Annotated in this window: 39 protein-coding genes; all 39 read left to right on the plus strand. The window is 73.2% G+C overall.

Annotated features, from left to right (window positions below):
- The first annotated feature begins 1 nt into the window (after position 1).
- The 39 genes from FJK98_RS02230 to FJK98_RS02415 all read left to right on the plus strand — a co-directional run bounded on the left by FJK98_RS02230 (position 2) and on the right by FJK98_RS02415 (position 21222).
- Positions 2-814 (plus strand): GGDEF domain-containing protein, encoded by an 813-nt coding sequence (locus tag FJK98_RS02230; protein WP_145917516.1) that lies wholly within the window; start codon positions 2-4, stop codon positions 812-814.
- Positions 811-1170 carry a hypothetical protein gene (locus tag FJK98_RS02235; protein ID WP_145917517.1) on the plus strand — a complete coding sequence of 120 codons (360 nt, stop codon included), beginning with the start codon at positions 811-813 and terminating at the stop codon, positions 1168-1170. Before FJK98_RS02230 ends, FJK98_RS02235 begins: the two co-directional genes overlap by 4 nt.
- Positions 1167-1469: a hypothetical protein gene (locus tag FJK98_RS02240; protein WP_145917518.1), complete on the plus strand. Its 303-nt coding sequence runs from the start codon at positions 1167-1169 to the stop codon at positions 1467-1469. Before FJK98_RS02235 ends, FJK98_RS02240 begins: the two co-directional genes overlap by 4 nt.
- Positions 1466-1750 (plus strand): hypothetical protein, encoded by a 285-nt coding sequence (locus FJK98_RS02245; RefSeq protein WP_145917519.1) that lies wholly within the window; start codon positions 1466-1468, stop codon positions 1748-1750. The genes FJK98_RS02240 and FJK98_RS02245 overlap by 4 nt, the downstream gene beginning before the upstream one ends.
- Positions 1750-2271, plus strand: a complete 522-nt coding sequence (locus FJK98_RS02250) for a hypothetical protein (protein ID WP_145917520.1) — start codon at positions 1750-1752, stop codon at positions 2269-2271. The genes FJK98_RS02245 and FJK98_RS02250 overlap by 1 nt, the downstream gene beginning before the upstream one ends.
- Positions 2268-2729, plus strand: coding sequence for a hypothetical protein (locus tag FJK98_RS02255; protein WP_145917521.1), 462 nt, complete (start codon positions 2268-2270; stop codon positions 2727-2729). Before FJK98_RS02250 ends, FJK98_RS02255 begins: the two co-directional genes overlap by 4 nt.
- Positions 2726-3229, plus strand: coding sequence for a hypothetical protein (locus tag FJK98_RS02260; RefSeq protein WP_145917522.1), 504 nt, complete (start codon positions 2726-2728; stop codon positions 3227-3229). Before FJK98_RS02255 ends, FJK98_RS02260 begins: the two co-directional genes overlap by 4 nt.
- The gene (locus FJK98_RS02265) at positions 3226-3468 is read left to right on the plus strand and encodes a hypothetical protein (protein WP_145917523.1); all 243 of its coding nucleotides are present in this window, start codon (positions 3226-3228) and stop codon (positions 3466-3468) included. The genes FJK98_RS02260 and FJK98_RS02265 overlap by 4 nt, the downstream gene beginning before the upstream one ends.
- A complete protein-coding gene (locus FJK98_RS02270; protein ID WP_145917524.1) occupies positions 3465-4409 on the plus strand; it encodes a PD-(D/E)XK nuclease-like domain-containing protein in 945 nt (314 codons plus the stop codon). The genes FJK98_RS02265 and FJK98_RS02270 overlap by 4 nt, the downstream gene beginning before the upstream one ends.
- Positions 4406-4723, plus strand: a complete 318-nt coding sequence (locus tag FJK98_RS02275) for a hypothetical protein (RefSeq protein WP_145917525.1) — start codon at positions 4406-4408, stop codon at positions 4721-4723. The genes FJK98_RS02270 and FJK98_RS02275 overlap by 4 nt, the downstream gene beginning before the upstream one ends.
- Positions 4720-5622 (plus strand): hypothetical protein, encoded by a 903-nt coding sequence (locus FJK98_RS02280; RefSeq protein ID WP_145917526.1) that lies wholly within the window; start codon positions 4720-4722, stop codon positions 5620-5622. The genes FJK98_RS02275 and FJK98_RS02280 overlap by 4 nt, the downstream gene beginning before the upstream one ends.
- Positions 5619-5855, plus strand: a complete 237-nt coding sequence (locus FJK98_RS02285; protein ID WP_145917527.1) for a hypothetical protein — start codon at positions 5619-5621, stop codon at positions 5853-5855. Before FJK98_RS02280 ends, FJK98_RS02285 begins: the two co-directional genes overlap by 4 nt.
- The gene (locus tag FJK98_RS02290) at positions 5852-6109 is read left to right on the plus strand and encodes a hypothetical protein (RefSeq protein ID WP_145917528.1); all 258 of its coding nucleotides are present in this window, start codon (positions 5852-5854) and stop codon (positions 6107-6109) included. The genes FJK98_RS02285 and FJK98_RS02290 overlap by 4 nt, the downstream gene beginning before the upstream one ends.
- Positions 6109-6720: a crossover junction endodeoxyribonuclease RuvC gene (locus FJK98_RS02295; protein WP_145917529.1), complete on the plus strand. Its 612-nt coding sequence runs from the start codon at positions 6109-6111 to the stop codon at positions 6718-6720. Before FJK98_RS02290 ends, FJK98_RS02295 begins: the two co-directional genes overlap by 1 nt.
- Positions 6717-7658, plus strand: a complete 942-nt coding sequence (locus FJK98_RS02300) for a hypothetical protein (RefSeq protein ID WP_145917530.1) — start codon at positions 6717-6719, stop codon at positions 7656-7658. The genes FJK98_RS02295 and FJK98_RS02300 overlap by 4 nt, the downstream gene beginning before the upstream one ends.
- Entirely contained in the window at positions 7651-7842 is a 192-nt protein-coding gene (locus FJK98_RS02305) for a hypothetical protein (protein ID WP_145917531.1), read from the plus strand. Before FJK98_RS02300 ends, FJK98_RS02305 begins: the two co-directional genes overlap by 8 nt.
- Positions 7833-8282 (plus strand): hypothetical protein, encoded by a 450-nt coding sequence (locus FJK98_RS02310; protein WP_145917532.1) that lies wholly within the window; start codon positions 7833-7835, stop codon positions 8280-8282. Before FJK98_RS02305 ends, FJK98_RS02310 begins: the two co-directional genes overlap by 10 nt.
- Positions 8279-8533 carry a hypothetical protein gene (locus tag FJK98_RS02315; protein ID WP_145917533.1) on the plus strand — a complete coding sequence of 85 codons (255 nt, stop codon included), beginning with the start codon at positions 8279-8281 and terminating at the stop codon, positions 8531-8533. The genes FJK98_RS02310 and FJK98_RS02315 overlap by 4 nt, the downstream gene beginning before the upstream one ends.
- Positions 8530-8892, plus strand: coding sequence for a hypothetical protein (locus FJK98_RS02320; protein WP_145917534.1), 363 nt, complete (start codon positions 8530-8532; stop codon positions 8890-8892). Before FJK98_RS02315 ends, FJK98_RS02320 begins: the two co-directional genes overlap by 4 nt.
- Positions 8889-9254, plus strand: a complete 366-nt coding sequence (locus tag FJK98_RS02325) for a hypothetical protein (protein WP_145917535.1) — start codon at positions 8889-8891, stop codon at positions 9252-9254. Before FJK98_RS02320 ends, FJK98_RS02325 begins: the two co-directional genes overlap by 4 nt.
- Complete coding sequence (locus FJK98_RS33025; protein ID WP_168222367.1) at positions 9251-9409, plus strand: hypothetical protein; 159 nt, start codon at positions 9251-9253, stop codon at positions 9407-9409. Before FJK98_RS02325 ends, FJK98_RS33025 begins: the two co-directional genes overlap by 4 nt.
- The gene (locus tag FJK98_RS02330) at positions 9406-9633 is read left to right on the plus strand and encodes a hypothetical protein (protein WP_145917536.1); all 228 of its coding nucleotides are present in this window, start codon (positions 9406-9408) and stop codon (positions 9631-9633) included. Before FJK98_RS33025 ends, FJK98_RS02330 begins: the two co-directional genes overlap by 4 nt.
- Complete coding sequence (locus FJK98_RS02335; protein ID WP_145917537.1) at positions 9630-9917, plus strand: hypothetical protein; 288 nt, start codon at positions 9630-9632, stop codon at positions 9915-9917. Before FJK98_RS02330 ends, FJK98_RS02335 begins: the two co-directional genes overlap by 4 nt.
- A gap of 235 nt (positions 9918-10152) precedes the next feature.
- Complete coding sequence (locus FJK98_RS02340; protein WP_145917538.1) at positions 10153-11187, plus strand: hypothetical protein; 1035 nt, start codon at positions 10153-10155, stop codon at positions 11185-11187.
- A 247-nt stretch (positions 11188-11434) separates the two neighbouring features.
- Entirely contained in the window at positions 11435-11794 is a 360-nt protein-coding gene (locus tag FJK98_RS02345; RefSeq protein ID WP_145917539.1) for a hypothetical protein, read from the plus strand.
- A complete protein-coding gene (locus FJK98_RS02350) occupies positions 11791-12060 on the plus strand; it encodes a hypothetical protein (protein WP_145917540.1) in 270 nt (89 codons plus the stop codon). The genes FJK98_RS02345 and FJK98_RS02350 overlap by 4 nt, the downstream gene beginning before the upstream one ends.
- Positions 12057-12263 (plus strand): hypothetical protein, encoded by a 207-nt coding sequence (locus FJK98_RS02355; RefSeq protein ID WP_145917541.1) that lies wholly within the window; start codon positions 12057-12059, stop codon positions 12261-12263. Before FJK98_RS02350 ends, FJK98_RS02355 begins: the two co-directional genes overlap by 4 nt.
- Positions 12260-12532, plus strand: a complete 273-nt coding sequence (locus FJK98_RS02360; protein WP_145917542.1) for a hypothetical protein — start codon at positions 12260-12262, stop codon at positions 12530-12532. The genes FJK98_RS02355 and FJK98_RS02360 overlap by 4 nt, the downstream gene beginning before the upstream one ends.
- Positions 12529-12837 carry a hypothetical protein gene (locus FJK98_RS02365; RefSeq protein WP_145917543.1) on the plus strand — a complete coding sequence of 103 codons (309 nt, stop codon included), beginning with the start codon at positions 12529-12531 and terminating at the stop codon, positions 12835-12837. Before FJK98_RS02360 ends, FJK98_RS02365 begins: the two co-directional genes overlap by 4 nt.
- A 29-nt stretch (positions 12838-12866) precedes the next feature.
- The gene (locus tag FJK98_RS02370; RefSeq protein ID WP_145917544.1) at positions 12867-13124 is read left to right on the plus strand and encodes a hypothetical protein; all 258 of its coding nucleotides are present in this window, start codon (positions 12867-12869) and stop codon (positions 13122-13124) included.
- Positions 13125-13192: 68 nt separating this feature from the next.
- The gene (locus FJK98_RS02375) at positions 13193-14206 is read left to right on the plus strand and encodes a hypothetical protein (protein ID WP_145917545.1); all 1014 of its coding nucleotides are present in this window, start codon (positions 13193-13195) and stop codon (positions 14204-14206) included.
- 12 nt (positions 14207-14218) lie between these two features.
- The gene (locus FJK98_RS02380) at positions 14219-14884 is read left to right on the plus strand and encodes a hypothetical protein (RefSeq protein WP_145917546.1); all 666 of its coding nucleotides are present in this window, start codon (positions 14219-14221) and stop codon (positions 14882-14884) included.
- A gap of 14 nt (positions 14885-14898) precedes the next feature.
- On the plus strand, positions 14899-15165 hold the full coding sequence (locus FJK98_RS02385) for a hypothetical protein (protein ID WP_240762568.1): 267 nt from the start codon (positions 14899-14901) through the stop codon (positions 15163-15165).
- 179 nt (positions 15166-15344) lie between these two features.
- Positions 15345-15725: a holin gene (locus tag FJK98_RS33800; protein WP_168222369.1), complete on the plus strand. Its 381-nt coding sequence runs from the start codon at positions 15345-15347 to the stop codon at positions 15723-15725.
- A gap of 90 nt (positions 15726-15815) precedes the next feature.
- Entirely contained in the window at positions 15816-16334 is a 519-nt protein-coding gene (locus FJK98_RS02395; protein WP_145917547.1) for an HNH endonuclease, read from the plus strand.
- 124 nt (positions 16335-16458) lie between these two features.
- The gene (locus FJK98_RS02400; protein ID WP_145917548.1) at positions 16459-16971 is read left to right on the plus strand and encodes a phage terminase small subunit P27 family; all 513 of its coding nucleotides are present in this window, start codon (positions 16459-16461) and stop codon (positions 16969-16971) included.
- Positions 16955-18685 (plus strand): terminase large subunit, encoded by a 1731-nt coding sequence (locus FJK98_RS02405; RefSeq protein WP_205789359.1) that lies wholly within the window; start codon positions 16955-16957, stop codon positions 18683-18685. Before FJK98_RS02400 ends, FJK98_RS02405 begins: the two co-directional genes overlap by 17 nt.
- A gap of 4 nt (positions 18686-18689) precedes the next feature.
- Positions 18690-20168: a phage portal protein gene (locus FJK98_RS02410; protein WP_145917549.1), complete on the plus strand. Its 1479-nt coding sequence runs from the start codon at positions 18690-18692 to the stop codon at positions 20166-20168.
- A complete protein-coding gene (locus tag FJK98_RS02415; protein ID WP_145917550.1) occupies positions 20158-21222 on the plus strand; it encodes a hypothetical protein in 1065 nt (354 codons plus the stop codon). Before FJK98_RS02410 ends, FJK98_RS02415 begins: the two co-directional genes overlap by 11 nt.
- Positions 21223-21250 lie beyond the last annotated feature (28 nt).

Consider the following 21250-nt stretch of genomic DNA (forward strand, 5'->3'; position numbering starts at 1 on the left):
CATGGACCCCATCACCGACGCCTACCGCCAGTGGGTCACCGGCCACGAAACCGCGATGCGTCGGGCCGCCGCCCAGGCGATCGCCGCATCGAACCTGTACCGCGAGCTGGACGCCGAGCTGTCCGTCAAGTTCGCCGACGAGGGCCGGTCTGACACCGCGATCGCGGAGGCGAAGGCCGCGAACCTGGCCCTGTCCTCGGCGTACGGCGCGTTCAGCTTCCACTCCGCGAAGGCGCAGCTGCACTCGGCGGTGCTCCAGGGCGCGCAGGCCGCCCGCCAGCTCGACGGAGTCGCCCAGCTCATCGCCGAGCGCGACCACTACAGGCACCTCGCCCTGCACGACCCCCTCACCGGCGTCTACAACCGCGCCGGCCTGGCCGAGCACTGGCAGACCGTCGCCGCCGGTGAGCGTCTCGGCCTGGTCGACCTCGACCGTTTCAAGCAGGTCAACGACGAGCACGGGCACACGGCCGGTGACACGGTGCTCGTGTCGGTGGCCTGCCAGCTCGCCCGGTGGGGCACGGTGGCCCGGCTGGGTGGCGACGAGTTCGTGGTCGTCGTCCGGCCGGAGACGGGGGCGCTCGCGGCACTGGCACCGCTGTGGACGGTGACGCTGCCCGGCGGCCAGCGGATCAGGGTCGCCGGGTCGATCGGGTGGGCGGACGTCATCCCGGGCGACCTGGGGGCGACGCTGCACCGGGCCGACGCGGCGATGTACCGGCTGAAGCGGCGGCCGGTGCCGGCCCGCCAGGGTCGGCGGCGGGTGCGTGACGCGGTGTCGGTACCGGTGCAGCCGTCGGCGGGTGCCCGATGAGCAGGGGACGCGCCCGCTCCCGGGCCCGCCGCGACGCCCGCTACCGCCGGGCCATCATCCGGCAGCACCTGCTCAACACCGTCTTCCCCGGCCGGTACGCGCCGGTCGAGGACTTCCTCCGCAAGGGCGACACGGTCGACATGTTCGTCGACGCCCAGGTCGACCACTCGGCGTGTGACTTCGGGTGGAAGCCGGTGCAGTGCGACCGGTGCGGCGCGAAGTACGTGTGCACGCCGTCGAGCGACTTCTACTGCGCCGCCGAGGGTGACCACTGCTGCGAGCCGTGCTTGCTGCGGGGGATGCGGGCGACGTCGGTGGTCGTGGTGGGGACGCTGACGATCGGGGGCGACCGGTGAGCCGCCGGGCGCGTCTGCGCTGGCTCATCGCCACCTGGTGGGAGCGGCTGGTCCCGGGTCAGTGCTGGACCGGCGTCGCCGGCTGGGCGCTGCGCGACTACCGGACCCCGTGGTCCCCGATCGGTGAGGGCTGCCGGGACGACCTGGCCAGGGTGGGCACCTGCTACTGCGGGAAGCTCCGCGCCGTCGAGGACACCCGGCAGGCCCGGGTGGACCGGGCGGTGACCGTGGCGATCCGGGCCGCCGTGGCCGTGTCGGTGCTGCTGCTCGCCGCCCTGGTCTGGGCGGTGACCCGATGAGCACCACGGCCTGGGTGATCGTCGGCTGCACGCTCGCCGTGTGCGCGGTGATCCTGCTGCACGCCGTCATCGTCGCCCCCACCATCGACGACCCGGGCCCGCCGTTCGTGGGCACGCCGGAGCCGCTGACGTTCGACGAGCACGCGGCGACGGCCGCCGCCCTGCTCCAGCCCGATGCGCCGATCCTCTCGCCCGACCAGGAGGCCGTGTTGCTGCACGGGGACCAGGTCGCGGACGAGGCCGCGCAGTACCTCCGCAACCTCACCCCTGGAGAGTCCTGATGGATATCACCTTCCAGGTCGACAACGTCGACCTGACCAGCGAGATCGGCCACCGCTACAACGACGACGGCGACCGGGTGCCGCGCACCCTCGGCGAGGCCGTCGCCACGCAGATCACCCGCAACCTGATGACCGCCGACGACTGGGCCAGTGCCCGGAAGCTGGTGCCGATCATCCGCGAGTCGGAGATCCGCGCCGCCGTCCAGGCCGAGATCGCCACCGCGATGACCGCCCCGATCCAGCGCACGAACACCTTCGGCGCGCCGATGGGTGAGCCGACGACCCTCACCGAGCTGGTGATCGCGGAGGCCAAGTCGTACCTGACCCGGAAGGTCGACGACTCGTACCGCAGCAACGGCCAGACGGTGGTGCAGAAGTTCATCGCCGAGGCCGTCGACAAGGCGATCAAGAAGGAACTGGCGGAGGCCATCGCCGACGAGAAGGCGAAGGTCGTGGCGGCTGTGCGGGCGAAGGCCGCCGACCTGATCGCGTCCGCCGTGCGGGAAGGCGTGGGCCGATGAGCATCGTCGTGGACCTGGCCGTGTCCGGCGGCGTCCTGTCCCTGTTCGGTGGCGGTGCCGCCCTGATCCACCTCGTCCGTCCCCGGCGGGCCGTCGCCGACGACGGGTACAGCGTGTCCGACTACCGGCCGACGCCGGGTGGCTTGCCCCGGCCGGTCGACCCGGCTCCGGCCGCCCCCGGGTCGCGCCTGGCGTGGCCCACCAACGCGACCGGCCGGGACGTGGTGTGGACGGTGGACCGGCGGCCGATGCCCCCGCGCCGGGGCGCTCTCCGGCCGGCCGCCGCGCACACCGAGCCCGTCACCCTCGCCGCCCGGCAGGTGCCGTGGACGCCCCCGTACGCGGACCTGATCCACGCGCAGGTGGTGCGGCGGCACGGTGACAGCCCGGCGGACATCGCGGCGCGGATGCTGCGGGAGATCGCGGCCGAGCAGCGCGCGACGGCGGGTGCCCGGTGACCGCCCCGTTCAACCTCGACGCCAACCTCGACGCCATCGAGGCCGACCTGGCGCGGTACGACAGGGCGATCGGGCCCGGCGGTGAGAAGGCATGGTCCGCTGGCCAGCTGGTGCAGTACCTCCGGCCGCTGATCGCCGAGGTCCGCCGGCTGCGTGCCGCCCAGCCGACCGCGCCGGCCGCCGAGCCGACCGACCGGCAGCTGCTCGCCGCCGTCCACCGCTGGGCCCGCACCCACGGCTGGACCGTCACCTGGGTTGGCTGGGCCAACGCCGGCTCGGCCAGCAACGCAACCATCGCCGTCGCGTGGGACGACACCGAGGTCACCGTCTACCGCCGGCCGCTGACCGAGGTCGGTCGGCAGTGGTACGTCGGCGTTGATGGCCACCACAGCCGGCACCCGGTCGCGTCGGTGCGGCAGGCCGTCGACGTGCTCGTCGCCCTGGACGTGCTCCCCGCCGAGCTGTCCTCGGCATACCGGGCGGCGGTGGCCGGCCGATGACCGCGCCCCTGACCGACACGGCCACCAGCACCAGCACCAGCACCGACGACGACGCCGTCCACGTCTTCTGCTGCGACGACAACGTGGCCATCTGCGGCGAGGTCGTACTCGACGTCAACTGGCTCGACGACGACACGCCGACCACCTGCCCGATGTGCCTGCTCGTCGAGGACATGCCGTGCGGCAACCCGGACTGCCCGGACCGCGAGACCGAGGCCGACTGGGTGGACGTCGGATGACCGTCCAGCCCGACCAGGTGCCCGCCGTCACCACGACGGCGGGCACCACCCCGCCCGCCAAGCCGTTTACCGTCACGCAGCCCGGCGTCTACCTCGGGGTGTCCGACGACGACTACCACCGCGACCCCGTCCCCGGCGGATCGCTGTCGTCCACCGGAGCCCGGGACCTGCTCCCACCATCCTGCCCGGCCCTGTTCCGCCACAAGCGCGACAACCCGCAGCCCGTCAAGAAGGTGTTCGAGCTGGGGCACGCCGCCCACACGATGATGCTCGGTGCCGGCCCCGGCCCCGTGATGATCGCGGGCGACAGCAAGTCCGGACCGGACGTCTGGAACACCAACGCCGTCAAGGAAAAGGTCCAGCGGGCCCGCGCGGAGGGCAAGGTGCCGCTGCGCCCCTCCGACTACGAGCGGGTCCAGGCGATGGCCGCGAAGCTCCGCGAACACCCCGTCGCCGCACAGCTGCTCAAACCCGGCGCGGGCGACCCGGAGGCGTCGCTGTTCTGGGTCGACCCGGAAACCCGGGTGAAGTGCCGTGCCCGCATCGACTGGCTGACCCGCTCCACCGGCGGGCCGCGGCTGATCGTGCCGGACTACAAGACGTGCCGGTCGGCGGCCCCCGACGACCTCGTCAAGGCGATCGCCGAGCACGGCTGGCACCGGCAGGCCGACTGGTACCAGAGCGGCATTCGGGCGTTGGGTCTGCACGCGGACCCGGTGGTCGTGTTCATCGCGCAGGAGAAAGAGCCGCCGTACCTGGTGACGGTGGCGCAGCCGGACCCGACGGCGCTGCGGATCGCCGCGCACCTGAACCGGGAGGCCCGGCACCTCTACCGGTCGTGCACCGAGTCGGGCCGGTGGCCGGGCTACAGCGACGACGTCGCCCTGATCTCGCTCCCCGGATGGGTGGAGCGCCAATACGAGATGGAGCTATCGCAGTGAACGACCTGGAGAGGGCGTGCACCGTGCCGTGCCCCGGCTGCAAGCGGCCGGCCGACGCGAGGTGCATCGACCTGGAGAGCGGACGTGAGGTCCCCGGCGTGCACCAGGTCCGGATCTACCGGGCGTACGTGGTCGCGGAGGCCGACGCACACAACCGCGCCATCGAGATGCGCGACCGGGTGCGTGACCTCGTGATCGCCGGAGTCCGCAACCAGGAAATCCACCGCCGTTCGGCGCTGCCGCTACTCGACGCGGTCGGCATCGGCACCGACGAGTCCTGGGCGCTGGTCGCCCAGGCAGAGGAGCAGTCTTGACCACCAACGCCGTCCAACGCATCACCCCGGCCGCGGCGATCCCCGCACCGGCCACCCAGACGACCGCCGTCGAGCAGGCCCGCGCCGTCGCCGAAGTCGCCGCCGCCGTCCAGGTCGCCCAGCAGAACCCCCGCGACATGAACCGAGCCTGGGCCGAGATGCGGTCGGCGTGCGACCGCACCGGCCTCGCCGGCCGCGCCTTCTACTCCGTCCGCAACCGCGGCACCGGGCCGTCCGTGCACCTCGCTCGGGAGCTGGCCCGGATCTGGGGAAACATGGACTACGGGGTGCACGAGCTGCACCGCGACGACGACCGCGGCATGTCCGAGATCCGCGCGTACGCGTGGGACCAGCAGACCAACGTCCGGTCGTCGCGGACCTTCCAGGTGCCGCACGCCAAGATGGCCGGCGGTGCCCGCAAGCCGCTGACCGACCTCCAGGACGTCTACCTCAACAACCAGAACATCGGGGCGCGGGCGGTCCGGGAGTCGATCCTGGCGGCGCTGCCGGCCGACTTCGTCGAGGAGGCGAAGGACCGGTGCCGGCAGACGATCGAGCGTGGCGACGGCAAGCCGCTGGTCGACCGGATCACGGACATGGTGGCGGCGTTCGCGGGCATCGGCGTGCGGGTGCCGCAGATCGAGGACCGGCTGGAGCGCAAGCGCGGTCAGTGGACGGCGGCCGACGTCGCCGACTTGAGCGTGGTGTTCCAGTCGATCCGGCGCGGTGAGCTGGCGGTCGATGAGGAGTTCCCGCCTCGGGTGACGGCGGAGGAGATCGCCGCGCAGGCGTCGGCTCGGCCGGGGCCTGCTCCGGAGCAGTTCTCGGCGGGGCCGGTCGACGACGCGGCCGGGTGGGGCGACGCCGAGGTGGCGCAGCCCGGATCGGCCGGCCAGTGACCGCCGCCGAGCACTTCGCCTGGGCCAAGGGCCGGGCGCTGGAATACGTCGACCTCGACGACCCCGTCAACGCGATGGCGTCGCTCGTGTCCGACCCGCGCAAGCACGAGGGCACCCGCGCGATCCTCCACGACGACCTGCTGGGGCTGTTCGCCGGTGAGGTCAGGTTGGGCGGCGTCGAGGGTGCCCGGCGGTTCATTGAGGGCCTGGCCGGTCCGGCGGTGACCAGGTGACCGACGTGGACGACTGGTTCGACGACGAGCCGCACTGGGGCGCCTACGAGGAGCCGGCCTGGGGTGCCCAGGAAGAGCCGCACTGCCCCCCGTGTGGCGACAGCGGCTACATCGGCCGCCGGCACTGCGCCGCGTGCAACCCCACTCGGGTCCAGCACGTCTGGTGGCTGCTGACCTGGCGGGTGCACCGGGCGGCCCGGTGGGTGGGTGACCGGCTGCGTGGCCGGCAGTACGACAGCGAGGCACCGTTCTGATGGGCGACGACCTGCGCATGGTCGCCCTGGACCTGTCCCTCGCCGCCACCGGCCTGGCCGCGACTCACGATCACCACGGCCGGCCCGGTCTGCTCGCCCGGACCGTGCACACCGCCCGGACCGCGCACGGCGCGACCGATATGGATCACGCCCGGGTCGACGCGGTGCTCCGTGACGTCGCCGCCGCGGTGAAGTGCGTGCCGCACCTGGTGCTGATCGAGTGGCTGCCGCTCTTCGATGGGAAGGGCGCGACCACGCTCCGGCTCGCCGAGCTGCACGGGGTGGTGAAGCACTGGCTGCACGTCAAGGGCATCACCTACCGGGACGTGCACCCGCCCGAGGTGAAGACGTGGGCGACGGGGAAGGGCAACGCGAACAAGGGCCAGGTGCTGGAGGCGGTCACCGCGACGTACGGGCGGCTGGTGCACGTTGACGGGCACGACCAGGCGGACGCGGTGTCGCTGCTGTCGATGGGGATGGCGGCGTACGGGCAGCCGTTGGCGGGGGTGTCCCGGCCGCAGCAGCGGCGGGCGCTGGAGAACGTGGCGTGGCCGACTTTGGCCACGGAGGCGGGTCCGGTGGTGGCCACGGTGCCTGGTGGTGCCCGGTGACCGGGGAGCTGCCGGCGGACCTGGGGCCGTGCCGGTGGTGCGGCGATCCGCAGTGGAGGCACAAGCGGGGCAAGGCCGGGTGTCAGGAGCCGGAGTGCGGGTGCGACAAGTACCTGCCGCCGAAGTCGCCGCCGACCAAGCCGGAGCCGACGTGCGCGTACCCGAACGGTGAGGACGGGGGCGAGCACGACCACGCGATGTGCGAGGACGTGGTGGCCGAGCGGGCCGAGCTGGCCGGCGTGGTCGAGTCCGACCCGGCCAGTCCGGTCCCTGGCGTGGCCGACGTGCGGCCGGACGGCCCGGACCTGGGCGTGCAGGTGGCCGGGTTCGAGCCGGCCCGCCCGGACGACGTCGACCTGGAGCCGCTTCCGGAGCGTGGCGTCGACCCGGCCGCCGACCTCCGCGAGGCGGACGCGGCGCTGCGCATCACCGAGGCGGAGGTCGACCGGCTACACGGCGAGCTGCGCCGGCTGGAGGTCGAGCTAGGGCGGGCGCGCGGCGAGGCAGACCGGATGGCCCAGTCGGTGATCGGCGCGTGCCAGGAACGCGACCTGGCCCGCCGGGAACACGACGGCGCGATCGTGCAGCGCGACCAGGCGTACGAGCGGGTCGAAGAGCTGGACGTCGAGCTGGGCCGCATCCGGGGCGCGCTCGGCGTGGACGTCGACGTCGACCTGGCCGACGCGGCGCGGGACCGGGTGGCGGCGGTGATGCGGCTGTCCGCGCAGTTGGCCTGCCGGACCGACGAGGTGGAGCAGCTGCGCGGCGCGCTGACCCGGGCGAAGGGTGGCTGGGACGTCGGCACGTTGTGGCGGTACGACGCCCGGCAGTGCGAGACGTGCGGGTTCCGGACGACGGTGCCGGGACTCCGGCACGAGCATCCGCTGGTGCCGGTGACGGTGCTGGTGGTGCGCCGCGAGGTGGTGCCCGGTGCGTAGGTGGCTGGCGCGGCTGGTGTCGGCGGAGGTGCGTCGGCTGACGGCCGAGCGGGACCGGGCCCGGACGACCCGGGCGGAGGCGATCCGGGTGGCGCTGCTGTGGCACGCCGCCGCCCGGCGACGGCAGGACCCGGCGATGGACCGGGCCGCCGAGCACAACATCAAGGAGAGCACGTGGCAGTGAAGATGGCCGCCCAGCTGACCCGCGCCCAGCGCGAGTTCAACGGCCTGGACCGTATCGAGCGGGAGCTGCTCGACCAGCGTCGCGGGACCCGGTACGCGGTGGTGGCGTACCACGTCAAGCGGGTGTCGGACGAGATCGACGAGGGCGTGGAGATCCCGACGGTGCAGATCACGCACATCGAGCCGGTGGAGGGGTCGGACGCGGATCGGGTGCGGGAGCTGCTCGCGGACCGGTACAAGGACCGGACGGGGAAGTCGCTCGACGGGGACCCGACGTTGTTCGACGTCGTGCCCGGCGGCGGTGACGAGGGCCAGGACGAAGAGCAGGACGGCGAGCAGGACGGGGTGCCGGAGCCGTCGGGCGACGAGCTGATGGCCCGGCGGGACGAGCGGAATGCGGCCGGCCTGCCGGCGTTCTCCGGCTCGGGGGATCCGCTGTGACCGGCCCGGAGCACTACCGCGAGGCCGAGCGGCTGCTGGAGCAGGGCACCCTGCCCGAGCACGAGCGGGACTACACCGCCCCGAGCGCCGAGGTCATCGCCGCCGCGCATGTCCACGCGACGTTGGCGCTGGCCGCCGCGACCGCGATGAACGACCCGTCGCCGCTGGCGGAGGGCCAGCCGTCCTGGGCGGCGGCGGAGTGGGCGGCGGTGGCCTTCCCGGTCCCGCCGGAGGGCGGTGAGCCGGCGTGACGACTCCCGAGCCCAACCCGTACGACCAGCTGACCTGCCCCCTGCCCGGGTGTGACGACCCGCTGCACATCCGCTGGGTCATGGCGTACGGCCTCATCCACGACGACCTCACCGACCCGGCGACGCCGGGGCCCGGTGACGCGCAGGTCGGGCACTGGCACGTCGGGTGCGAGCAGGGGCACCGGGTGCTGGTGCCCGCGCCGATCGTGTGCCCGTGTGGGCGCGACGAGTGCACGGAGGAGTGCGAAGACGCGGACGTGGACGCATCGGAGGAGCTGCGCACGTTCCGGGCGGCCGACGTGGCGCGGCTGCGGGAGCTGCTGCGCATCGCGCCGCCGGCCGGGGGTGGTCCGTCGTGACCGCCCCGATGATGCTCAGCGACCTCCGCGCCCGCGTCGACCTCGGCGTGGCCTGGCTGGACCAGCACCACCCCGGGTGGTGGCGCACCGACCGGCCCCGCGACGGCGACGGCGGACCGATCGACGTCGACAACCTGTCGATGTCGAACACCTGCTACTGCGTCCTCGGCCAGCTGCTCGGCTCGTTCTACCGGGCCACGATCACCCTCGACGAGGCCGTGGCGTACGGGTTCGACGCGGCGACCCCGGCGATGCCCGAAGAGGGCGAGTGGATGGCCGCGATGCGCGACGAGTTCGAGGCGCTCACCGAGCTGTGGTCGCAGGTGATCGAGCGCCGCAGGGCCGGGGTCAGCGAGCCATGACCGGCGAGCCGGAGCCGGCCGAGCTGTACCGGGTGCTCGTCGACGAGCGGTTCGGGCCGCCCGTCGACGAGCGCCACCCCCGTGACCGCGCCGCCGAGCCCACCTGGGCCGGCGGCGCGGCCCGCCACCCCACCACCGCACAGGAGGCCCGGTGAGGACCCTGGCCAGCCAGACCCGACACCCCCACGCCATCCACCAGGCCCGCCGGGCCGAAGCCCGCGACGGGTGGCCGCTGCCGTCCCGCCTCGGGATCTACGCCGCCACGGACACCCCGCACGAGTTCGTGCGGCTGGACTCGACCCAGTGCCTGGAGTGCTGGGGTTGGTTCGACGACCCGAGGCACCTGGTTGCCCCGGCCGCCCCGGCGGTGACCGGATGAACGACGACATCCTGATCGCCTGCGTCGACCTCGCCGGCCGCGCCGGAGCCACCGACATCGAAATCGGCCACACCGGCGACGACGACACCCCCGCCCACCAGGTCCGCTGGTACGCGGTCGCCACCTACCGGGGTGCCCGCCTCATCGCCGACGACCACCAGTCGCCCACCGCCGCCGCCATGGCCCTGTTACGGGTGGAGGGGCCGCGCGGTGACGTGGCGGCGATGGAACGGGCCCTGGGGAACCGGGCGGCCCGGCGCGCGGCGAAGCGGGGCCGGCGGTGACCGGCCACGGCCCGTCCGGGCGGGCCGGCCACGTGTCGATGACCTGCCTAACCGGGCTGCCCGGGTGCGACGACGCCGGCTGCGTCTGCGCCTGCCACGGCCCCCGGCCGGCGGCCGACGCGTGGGTGCGCCGGCACCTCCACCGGTACGCGTGGCCGCACATCATCCGCCGCCTACGAACCAAGCCCCTGCGGGCGCGTCTGCTCGCTGACCTGCTCCGAAAGGCCAACCGCCGATGATCCCCATCCGCGTCCCCGCCAACGCCACCGTCCACACCCAAGGCATCCGCACCCTGCGGCCTGAACACCACCTCCACGGCCAGGACTGCCCCGTCTGCGATGGCCAGCTCGGCGGCGAACCCGTCGTCCTGGTCTACGTCGGCGCGCACGTCGACGACCGGGCGACGTCTGGGTGGATGACCGGTGCTGCCGTCGTCGTCCACGCCGCGTGCGCCGGGGTGGACGGCCAGCCGGACGCCCACGCCGACGGCGCGTACACCGCCGCCGACATCCGGACCGCCGAGATGGCTCTCGCTGCCCTCTGGGCCACCCCGGGCACCACGCCGGAGTGCATGGGCCGCGCCGTGCTGGCCGCGCTGGCCGCCGCTGGCCGGCTCATCCCCACCCACCCGGCACCCACCGACGTCGACTCGGCCCGCGTCCTGGCCGCGCTCGCCGCGCTGGGTTGGGAGGACGACCGCCGCAACCCCGAGCACCCCGGCGCGCTCTACAGCACCGCCGAGGAAGCGATCCGCGCGGCCGACCGGCTCACCCCGGGCGGCGGGTGCCCGTGCACCTGCCACCGCCCCGACGACTGCCCCTGCCCACCCGGCGCACCCGCCCACCGCCACGGAGCCGGCCGCTACTGCATTGCCGACCAGACCGGCCACGACCCGGCCGACCCGCGCGAGGCCGCCGACCGCCTCTACATCGCCGCCACCGCCCTGGAGGCCAACCTCCGGCCGCCAGGCGTCGACCCGGCCGACCTCCCGGCGGACCACGTAGAGCTGATCCAGGCCCTCGCCGCGTACCCCGCCCCCAGCGTCGGCCGGCACGTCCTGGTCGTCGCCGACGACGGCACGTGGACGGTCGAGCACCCGGCCGGCTGCACCGTCCACACCCCCACCGGGCCGGCCGTGATCTGCATCGTCGGCGACCTGGCCGCCGAGCAGCTGCCCACCGGCCTGCCCGGCGGCCGGTACGAGGTCGCGGCGAACGACTTGGCCGACAGGTTGCTCATCGGCGACCGGCTCGATTCAGCGGAGGGCTGACCGGTGCCACATATCAGCGCCATCAACGGCGGGAAGCGCCACGCACCCACCCGTGCCGTCACCGGCGGAACCCTCGCCATCAACCCGACCTCCCGGCCCTGCCCGAAGTGCGAAGCGGAGACCGGCAAGCCGTGCCGCCGCTGGGTCGGCGGCCGGGTCAGGGGCAAGGACGTCGGGGGCGGCTACTGGCGGCCCCTGAAGAACTTGCACGCCGAGCGGCGACGCCACCGAAACGGGGAGAGCTGACGTGGACGACGACCAGCTGCGCAAGCTCGCCCACACCAGGCCCGGCTACGCCACCTACCCCGACAGCGCCCCCGGCTCGCCCTCGTGGTGGCGGCGCCCGGTCCCCGGCACCACGCCCGGCCGGCCGGCCACCCGCCGCGACGTCGCCACCTGGCGGCCCGCCCGCCCCGGAGACACCCCCGAGCACGGACCCGTGCAGCCCGTCGACGCCCCGGCCGACGAGCTGGCGGAGGTGGCCGCCGCCATCACCGAGGCCGCCGCCACCGGCAAGGCGGTATGGCTGCCCGGCGGCCGGGGCTACGTCGAGCCGGCCCGACGCCGCTGGTGGCACCGGATCACCCGGCGAAGGGCAGCACGATGACCGCCCAGCAGCTCGACCTCTTCGCCCTCGACACCCCACCGGCCTCTCCGGTCCGCCCTCGCACCTGGGCCGACGTCCGCGTCGGCGAGCAGACCACCTACAACGTGCCCGGCTCGCCCTGGCGCGGCGTGTGGACCGTCCGCCGCATCGAACGCCACCCGAACGTCCCGTACGAGCTGATCGCCGCCCTGGTCGAAGCCGACGGCCGCGTCTGGGTGAAGTGCCCGCACCGCGACGCCCCTGCCGACGTGGGCGTGAACCGGTGACCGCCCCGGTGTGCGCCACCCCCGACTGCGGCCGGCCCGCCGTCGCCGCCGTCACCACCACCCAGGCCCGGATCAGCGTCCGCACCGACCGGCTCGACGACCCGGCCACCGCCGCCGCCTGGGCCGAATACCTCCGCTGCTGGTGGTGCGCCACGGCCGCCGTCGACCAGCACATCGCCATCGGCCAGGGGGTGAACCGGTGACCGCCACCCCGCACTCGGCGCGCGTGTTCATCGCCGTCGACCCCGTCCAGGACTACGAGGAGACGCTGCGAATCCTCGGCGTCTACGGCTCCCTGGCCGCCGCCCAGGTCGCCGTCAGGCAGCACCGCCGGAGCCCCACCGGCCCGTACGCCGGCTGGCCCGGCCGCGAAACCGAGATTCAGGAGTGGGTGGGCGACGAGCACCGGCGCACCTGGACCTACCGGCCGCGCAACGGGTGGACCGGGCCCTGGGCGGTGAGGCGGCCGTGACCCACCAGGCCCCGCTCATCCACCACCCCGGCCGAGGCGGCATCTGGAGGCGCTTCCTCCTCGACGGCACCCGCGCCGTCAACGCCGCCCCCTGGCTCGACGCCCTCGCCCAACACGCACCCGTCGGCACCTGCCGACGCGACGGCGGCTACCTGTTCCCCGCCGGCCAGCCCTACACCACCACCAGCCAGCCCAACGCCAACAGCACGGGCAGCGGACGCCAGTGGTACCCCGCCGCCTGCTCCACCTGCCACGAACAGACCGCCGCACCAGGCCCGGCACCCGCACGCAAGCGGCGCCGATGACCCACCCGCACGAAGGAGAGCACAGCACCGTGACCCCGATCGCCAACGGCCCCGCCCGCAACACCCCACGCGGCCGTACCCGCATCCGCACCCGGGCGGGCATCGCCGACACCGTCCCGGCCGGCCCCGGCGACTGCCGCTGCCACGGCGGCCGGCCCATCACCATCGGCCGGTTCGTCGACGAGCGCCTGGTCGACGTCGAGCTGCGGCACCTCCGGTCGACCGGTTGCGGCCTCCCGTCCGAGCACATCGAGCCCCGGGTCTACCAGGCCGACATCCGCCGCTGACCCACCCGGCCCGGACCGCCACCACGGCGGTCCGGGCCAGCACATCCGAACCAAGCGGAAGGCCCGCCTTGAAGACCTACAGCGACCGCGGCACCTCAGTCCACACCTGGACCGAACTACTCTCCCGCGTCCGCTTCGGCACCCAGAAGGCCCTCGGCAAGAACGTCTCCGGCGCCCGCATCCACGCCGTCGCCGAACGCCTCGCCCGGTACGCCACCCACAAGACCGGCCGCGACATCCGCCCCGGCCTCGCCCGCATCGCCGTCGACCTGGAGATGGACTACCGCACCGTCAAGGCCGCCGTCGCCGTGCTGGTCCGCTACGGGCTGCTGCACCTCGTCGCCGAAGGGGAACGCCGCGGTGACGCCGACGAGTGGCAGCTGACCATCCCCGAGGATCTCCTCGACCGCGAAGGCATCGACGTGTGGTCGCCCGCCCGGCACCGCCTGGAGATCGACCGGTGCCGTGAGAAGGTCCGCGGGAAGTACGCGCCCCGCCCGGATCTGCGGGGGCCGGACGGGCCGCAGAACGGCACTTCTGCGGGGGCCACAGAGGCCGCAACCGAGCCGTCTGCGGGGGCCGGAGAGGCCGCAGACGAGCCGAATCCGGCCGAATCTGCGGGGGCCGCAAGGGCCGCAGAACCGTCGTCTGCGGGGGCCACAAGGGCGAATCTGCGGCCCTTCCGGCCCCTGCCACCTATCAGTGACCACGTAGGTAACTACGACCTGGCAAACCGTGGAGATGTCCGTACGGCCCTGACAGGTCCGCGCGCGGACGGCGTCGACGACGATTCGGATTCGGATGTGGGTGGTGGGTCGAGCACCGCACCGGACGCCCCGGCCGCCGAGCCCGCCATCGAGGAGACGACCGCACCACCCCCGGCGCCCACCCGGCCCGCCGGCCGCCGACCCGGCTGCGCGAAGCACCCCGCCCTCGCCGCCGGCACCCGCCACGACGGCCAACCGAAGTGCCCGCTCTGCCGTCGAGGCGCACCCGCCAGCACACCACCCACCGATGACGAGCACCAGGCCGACGGCGAGCACCAGGCCGTCGTCATCGAGCTCTACCCCCGCACCGCCTGAACCGGAGACGCCGTGACCCACCCGCACCAGCTCCACGCCACCCGCGCCGCCGGATCCCTCAACACCGCACGCACCCACCTCGACAACGCCGTCACCGCCGAAGCCAACGCACGCCGCGCAGAAGCCCGCACCATCGCCGCCGCCGGCGCCATCCAAGCCTGGCGGCCCATGCCCGGCCCATCCGGCCAAGGCGGCCACGGCGACCTCGTCGGCCGCACCGCCGTCAGCACCCTCGAACCCGAGTTCCGCGACGGCCGCCTCGCCCGCCTCACCACATCCACCACGGCCACCCTCACCTGGCTCGCCGACAACCTCGACGGCCGCAGCACCGAGGCGTCCTTCGGCATGGACCCGCTCGCCCGCATCCAGGCGCTGACCACCCGCCTACGGCCGTCAACCGCCCGGCACCTGACCCTCTGGCTCGACGAAGCCGACACCCGCATCCGCGACACCCTCCACCTCGACCCCGCCGGCCAGGCCCTCACCGGCATCCGCTGCCCCCGCTGCGCCCGCCGCAAGCTCACCGCCCACACCACCGGACCCCGCACCACGTGGACAGTCACGTGCACGACCACCTGCCTGTGCACCGGACCCAACTGCCCCTGCACCATGCCCACCCGCGTCGCCGACATCCCCCACATCTGGGGCCCCGACCACCCACTCACCGCCACCGCCTGAGGAACAATCGAACCGTGCACGACGACCTGATCCCCCACGACGGCGACCACTGGGGCACCGCCACCCAGATCGCCCGCCGACTCGGACCCGACGTCACCCCCGCCATGCTCCGCAACTGGGCCACCCGCGACGGCCTACCCAAAGCCCGCATGACCGACCCACACGGCCGCCCCCAAGTCCGATACCCCCTGGCCAAGGCCACCGACATCGAGGCCACGAAGTACCTCTCCGGACGCGGACGCAAGCGCCGACTTGACGCCAACACCCCCGTCGCCGCATGATTTGATCACTCCGAACTGGTAGACGAACCCTGCCCGAAACACGAACGGCCCGGACGAGCACCACGCTCCCGGGCCGTTGTCGTACCCGGAACCCTCAGCACGGCGGGCACGCCGATGCAGCGTCCGGACGGCGCGGGATCACGCACCCCGCGCCCGCCGTGCTGAGTCCGGAGGCACCCATGCCCAGAGCCCTCAAGGCGTGCTCCACCACCGGATGCCCCGAGCTCGTCCCCACCGGCCGATGCCCCGGCTGCCGGGCCAAGGCCGAAGCCCGGCGCGGCACCGCACGACAGCGCGGCTACGACCGCAAGCACGAGACCCAGTTCCGGACCCGAGTCCTACGACGCAACCCGCTGTGCGTCTGCACCGACGACACCCACGACCACGGCCGCCAGTGCCTACGGCCCAGCACCGTCGCCGACCACTGGCCCCTCAGCCGACGCGAACTGGTCGACGCAGGCCTCGACGCCAACGACCCCACCCGAGGGCGCGGGCTGTGCAAGGGCTGCCACGACCGGCACACCTCAGTAGCCCAGCCAGGCGGCTGGAACGCCAGGTGACGTCACACCCTGATGCGACCATGAACGAAAGGGCCCGGCGGGTGCGTCAACACCCCCGGGCTGTGGCCGATCCTCTCGCGAAGGACCGACATGAAGCAGGGTACCTGCGCGCACTGCCGTGCGCCCTTCAGCCTCACCCGATCTGACCAGCGGTTCTGCTCGACCCGATGCAGCAACGCCGGCAACACCCGGCGCTGCGAGCGCGAGGGATGCACCCGACCGCACCGAGCCAAGGGCCTCTGCAACCGGCACTACAAGGACGAGCGATACCCCGACCAGGCGTACGCCTTCCCCGATGACCCAGAGGCAAAGCGCAAGCGGGACCTCGCCAAGGCCAAGCGCAGGCGCGCAGCACAGCGCAGATCCGATGCCGAAGACGTGGACCGCGACCGTGTCGGCGAGCGCGACGGCTGGCGCTGCGGCATCTGCCACCGCAAGGTCAACAGGCGCCGGGCATACCCGGACCCACTGAGCCCGTCACTCGACCACGTGGTGCCGATCAGCCGAGGCGGCCCACACACCTACGCCAACACGCGCATCACCCACCTGCGCTGCAACCTCGAACGAGGCAACCGAGGTGGCAACGAGCAGCTGGCTCTACTCGGCTGACCGTGACGCAGAGTAACAGGGGGGTGGGGGGTAGACCCCAGACCCCCTGGTCACAGAACCGCCGGAGAGGGCTGCACGTGTCGCCGCACCATTCGGACTTTGCGCGGATCACGGAGGGTGACGGATGGGTGAGGCTGCCGGCCGCAAGAAGCCGTACTTGCAGGTGGTCCGTGAGGGGAACCCGGGCAAGCGTCCGGTCGATCCGGGGCTGATCCTCGCCGCGGCGAAGGACCTCGCCGAGCCGGACTGGCAGCAGACGTTCCCGGCGGTCCGCAGCGACAAGGTGCAGCAGGACGTCAACCGCCGCGCCCGGGAGATCGCCCGCCGGGAGTGGCGGCGGGTGGTGCCGGTGCTCCAGTTCACCGCCGGCCTGGCCGACGTCGACGTCAACCTGCTGCACGACTACTGCGTGGTGGTGGCCCGGATCGACCAGTGCGAGCGGGACCTGTCGACGCGCGGGATGTTGATCCAGGGCGAGCGGGGCTGGCAGAAGAACGGCGCGACGACGGTCGTCGGCCAGTACCGCTCGCAGCTGCGGGTCTACATCCGGGAGCTGGGTCTCTCGCCGTCGGCCAGGGCGAGTTTCGTGGCGCCGGGGGGCGGCGATGACGGCGACGACGGTGATCCGTTCGACTGAGCTGCCGGTCCCGTACGAGGCGCTGATCGAGCTCGGCATGACGGCCGAGCAGATCGAGCAGGCGCGCCAGTCCGCGCCGCTGGTGCTCGCTTTCCAGGCCGACCGGGCCGAGGGCGCGTACTTCGACGTGGAGCGGGTGCGCAAGGCGCTGCGCGGGCTGGCGAGCTTCCGGCACACGAAGGGCCGCTGGGCGGGCAAGGCGCTGCGGCTGGGCCAGGGCCTGGACCCGTGGCAGGTGGCGTGGGTCATCGCCCCGGTGTTCGGGTGGGTGCGGTGGGACGACGAGGCCGACCAGGTGGTCCGGGTCATCCGGACGGTGTGGATCGAGATCCCCCGGAAGAACGGGAAGAGCACCCTCGCGTCGGGTATCGCGAACCTGCTGCTGTTGGCCGACGCCGAGGTGGGCGCCGAGGTGTACGCGGCGGCCGGTGACAAGCTTCAGGCGCGTCGGGTCTTCGACGACGCGAAGAAGATGCTCCTGACGTCGCCGCACGCACGCCGGCGGACCCGGCCGCTGGCGGACGTGGTCGTCGATAACAAGCTCGGCGGGATCTTCCGGGTGCTCAGCAAGGTCGCTGAGGCGGCGCACGGCTTGAACGTGTCCGGGGCGGCGATCGACGAGATTCACGTCCACAAGCGGCGGGACCTGGTCGACGCGATCGAGACCGGCACCGGTGCCCGCGCGCAGCCGCTGATCGTGTTCCTGACGACCGCCGATGAGGCGGTCGAGGGGTCGATCTACGACGAGAAGCACAGCTACGTGCGGAAGGTCGCCAACGGCGTCGTCGAGGACCCGTCGCACTACGGGGTGATCTGGGCGGCGGAGGACACCGACGACCCGTTCGCCGATGAGACGTTGCGCAAGGCCAACCCGGGCATCGGGGTGTCGCCGAGCTGGTCGTACCTCCGCAAGGAGGTCAACAAGGCGCGGAGCACGCCGAGCTACTTCCCGACGTTCTGCCGGCTGCACCTGAACCGGCGGATGCGCGACGCGGCGCGGGCGATCGACCTGAACCAGTGGGACGCCTGCGGGGGGATCGTCGACCTGGCACGGCTGAAGGGCCGGCCGGCGTGGGGTGGTTTCGACCTGTCGGCGGTCAGCGACTTCACCTGCTGGTGGCTGGCGGTCGACTCGCCGTCGGAGGACGTCGAGCTGGAGATGTTCTGGCGGTACTTCGTCCCCGGCGACCGGGTCGACGACTTGCAGCGGCACCTCCAGGTGCCGCTGCGCCGGTGGATCGACGAGGGCTGGGTGACGGCCACCGAGGGCAACGTCATCGACTACGAGAAGGTCCGGGACGTGGCGATCGCCGACTGCAAGGTGGTCGACATGCGGCGGATCACGTACGACCGGATGTTCGCGGGGCAGATGGTCCAGGAGATCGACGCGGCGCTGCGGGGCGTGCAGGTGGTGCCGGTGGCGCAGACGTTCATGGGCCAGTCGCCGTCGATCAAGGAACTGTGGCGGCTGCTCGGCAAGACCGAAGACGGCCAGACGGCGGGCCGGATGCGGCACGGCGGCGATCCGGTGACCCGGTGGATGGCCTCGGTGGTCGAGACGATCTCCGATGGCCAGGACAACTACCGGCTGGTGAAACCGAACCGGGTGAAGTCGCAGTCCCGCATCGACGGCATCGCGGCGCTGACGACAGGGCTGGACGGCTACGTGCGTCGGCCGCAGGTGAAGCAGAAGAGGATCATCGTCAGGAGGTGACGCCGTGCTGCCCGACGACGATCTGGGCTGGCTGACCCACCTGGCCATCCGCCACGACCGGGACCTCCCGGTGCTGCGGGAGCTGAACGACCTGTACGAGGGTACGGCGCCGCTGCACTACATCCACCCGGAGATCCTGCGGGAGGTGGGCGACCGTATCCAGGCGGTGTCGCTGGGCTGGCCGATGCTGGCGGTCGACCCGCTGGAGGAGCGCCTGGAGCCGCTCGGGTTCCGCTACCCGGAGGCCGCCGACGAGCCGGATCCGGATACCCCGCCGGAGGAGCTGGCCAGCCGGGCGGCCGACGCGAACCTGATGCGGGTGTGGCAGGACAACGACCTCGACGAGGAAGCGCAGCTGGGTCGGCTCGACGCGCTGGTGATGCGCCGGTCGTACCTGGCGGTGGGCACGAACGAGGACGACGCGGATACGCCGCTGGTGACGGTGGAGTCGCCACTGGAGATGTACGCCGACATCGACCCGCGCACCCGGCAGCCTCGGGCGGCGCTGCGCCGCTGGGCGGAGGACCAGGATTCGCTGGTGCGGCTGCCGGAGGAGTACGCGACGCTGTATCGGCCGAACGCGACGATCTGGTACGACCGGGGCCCGCAGGGCTGGTGCGAGATCGGCCGCGACGAGCACAACATCGGCGAGGTGATGGTCACCCCGCTGACGAACCGGGCGCGGCTGGCGGACCGGTACGGCCGGTCGGAGCTGACCGCCCCGCTGCTGAGCCTGGCGCACGCGGCCAACAAGATCGCCAGCGACATGATGGTGGCGGCGGAATTCCACGCGCTTCCGTTGAGAGCCTTGTTCGGCATCGGCGAGGACGACCTGGTCGACGACAAGGGCAACAAGCTGACGGCCCTGCAGGTCATCATGGGGCGGCTGCTGACGCTGGAGGGCGTCGAGGCGGGCGAGGTGAAGCCGTACGAGTTCGCGGCGTCGTCGCTGTCGAACTTCCACGACTCGCTGACCCAGCTCGCGAAGCACGCGACGGCGCTCGTCGGTCTGCCGCCGACGGCGTTCGGGGTGGTGACGGACACGCCGGCGAGCGCGGAGGCGTGGCGGGCGGCGGAGGCCCGGCTGATCAAGCGGGCCGAGCGGAAGCAGACCCCGTTCAGCGGCTCGTACGAGCGGATGAACCGGCACGTGCGCCGGCTCCAGGATGGCGACTGGGATCCGGCCGCGCGGCGGCTGGAGACGATCTGGCGGGACCCGGCGACCCCGACCCGGGCGCAGGCCGCCGACGCGGTGGCGAAGCTGTTCGGCTCCAAGGAGCCGATCATCACCAAGCGGCAGGCCCGGGAGGATCTGGGCTACACGCCGGGTCAGATCCGGCGCATGGAGGCCGAGGACGAGGTGGCCGCGCAGCGCGACCCGGTGCGGGAGATTGTCCGGCTGGGGATCGCCGGGCAGCCGGCCCCGGCCGAGGTCCCGCCGACGAACGCCCCGCCGGTGGTGGAGCCGGCCGGTGTCGGCTGAGCAGGTCGCCCTGGCCCACTACCGGCGCCGGCGGCACCTCGCCGAGCGGCTCGCCGAGGTTGCCCGTCGGATGTGGCGGCGGGTCGACCCGGGTGACATCGCCCGGTCGTGGGCGGGGCAGGTGGCGGAGCTGGCGGCGGTCGTGACCGCGGCGCAGCTGGCGGCGGCGCTCACCGCCGACGGCTACCTGGACGAGGTCCTCGACGCCCAGGGCGTCAACCCGGCGCGGGACGCTGCGGTGGCGCCGGCCGCGCTTGCGGGGGTCGCCTCGGATGGCCGACCGTTGGAGTCGCTGCTGTTCCAGCCGGCGATCGGGACGCTGGCGGCGATCGGCGCTGGCGCTGACGTGGGGCGGGCCCTGGCCGGCGGGTACGCCGTGCTGGACATGGCGGTCCGGACGCAGGCTGCGGACGCGGGCCGCGTGGCTGATCAGGTGGCGTTGGCGGCCCGCCGGCAGGCGACCGGGTATCGGCGGATGGTGGTGGGTCGGACGTGCGGCCGGTGTGTGGTGTTGGCGGGCCGCTGGTATCGCTACAACCAGGGTTTCGACCGGCATCCGCGCTGCGACTGCGTGCATGTGCCGTGCCGTGAGGACACGGCCGACGCGGTGGCCACCACCCCGCGGGCGTGGTTCGACAGTCTGGACCGGGCCGAGCAGGACAAGCAGTTCACCCGGGCGGGCGCTGAGGCGATCCGGCTGGGCGCGGACATCGGCCAGGTCGTCAACGCCCGCCGGGGCGCGTTCGGGCTGACGCCGGCCGGGGCGCGGATCACCGCCGACGAGGCGCGGATGCTGCGCAACGGGCGCGACGTAGGTCGGCTCCAGACCCAGAACGTGTTCGGCCGGGAGCTGTTCACCACCACCGAGGGTGTGACGACCCGGGGTCAAGCCGGCGTCAGGCTGGGCGCTCGGGAGCGCGGGGTGAAGGTCGAGGGTGCTCGGTACACCTCGGCGCGGGTGCCCCGGCTGATGCCGGAGTCGATCCTGCAGATCGCCGGCAACGACCGGACGGAGGCGCTGCGGCTGCTGCGCCGGTTCGGATACATCAACTGATCGGGGCGCGATGCCCTGGTCACCTACT

Origin of the sequence: Micromonospora sp. HM134, from assembly GCF_007833915.1 — a bacterium.
Taxonomy (GTDB): domain Bacteria; phylum Actinomycetota; class Actinomycetes; order Mycobacteriales; family Micromonosporaceae; genus Micromonospora; species Micromonospora wenchangensis.

What these genes read in the sequence shown, in the direction of transcription:
- FJK98_RS02230 (WP_145917516.1), top strand. Translation starts at nt 2, where the DNA reads ATGGACCCCATCACCGACGCCTACCGCCAGTGGGTCACCGGCCACGAA.
- FJK98_RS02235 (WP_145917517.1), top strand. Translation starts at nt 811, where the DNA reads ATGAGCAGGGGACGCGCCCGCTCCCGGGCCCGCCGCGACGCCCGCTAC.
- FJK98_RS02245 (WP_145917519.1), top strand. Translation starts at nt 1,466, where the DNA reads ATGAGCACCACGGCCTGGGTGATCGTCGGCTGCACGCTCGCCGTGTGC.
- FJK98_RS02250 (WP_145917520.1), top strand. Translation starts at nt 1,750, where the DNA reads ATGGATATCACCTTCCAGGTCGACAACGTCGACCTGACCAGCGAGATC.
- FJK98_RS02255 (WP_145917521.1), top strand. Translation starts at nt 2,268, where the DNA reads ATGAGCATCGTCGTGGACCTGGCCGTGTCCGGCGGCGTCCTGTCCCTG.
- FJK98_RS02265 (WP_145917523.1), top strand. Translation starts at nt 3,226, where the DNA reads ATGACCGCGCCCCTGACCGACACGGCCACCAGCACCAGCACCAGCACC.
- FJK98_RS02270 (WP_145917524.1), top strand. Translation starts at nt 3,465, where the DNA reads ATGACCGTCCAGCCCGACCAGGTGCCCGCCGTCACCACGACGGCGGGC.
- FJK98_RS02295 (WP_145917529.1), top strand. Translation starts at nt 6,109, where the DNA reads ATGGGCGACGACCTGCGCATGGTCGCCCTGGACCTGTCCCTCGCCGCC.
- FJK98_RS33025 (WP_168222367.1), top strand. Translation starts at nt 9,251, where the DNA reads ATGACCGGCGAGCCGGAGCCGGCCGAGCTGTACCGGGTGCTCGTCGAC.
- FJK98_RS02335 (WP_145917537.1), top strand. Translation starts at nt 9,630, where the DNA reads ATGAACGACGACATCCTGATCGCCTGCGTCGACCTCGCCGGCCGCGCC.
- FJK98_RS02340 (WP_145917538.1), top strand. Translation starts at nt 10,153, where the DNA reads ATGATCCCCATCCGCGTCCCCGCCAACGCCACCGTCCACACCCAAGGC.
- FJK98_RS02350 (WP_145917540.1), top strand. Translation starts at nt 11,791, where the DNA reads ATGACCGCCCAGCAGCTCGACCTCTTCGCCCTCGACACCCCACCGGCC.
- FJK98_RS33800 (WP_168222369.1), top strand. Translation starts at nt 15,345, where the DNA reads ATGCCCAGAGCCCTCAAGGCGTGCTCCACCACCGGATGCCCCGAGCTC.
- FJK98_RS02395 (WP_145917547.1), top strand. Translation starts at nt 15,816, where the DNA reads ATGAAGCAGGGTACCTGCGCGCACTGCCGTGCGCCCTTCAGCCTCACC.
- FJK98_RS02400 (WP_145917548.1), top strand. Translation starts at nt 16,459, where the DNA reads ATGGGTGAGGCTGCCGGCCGCAAGAAGCCGTACTTGCAGGTGGTCCGT.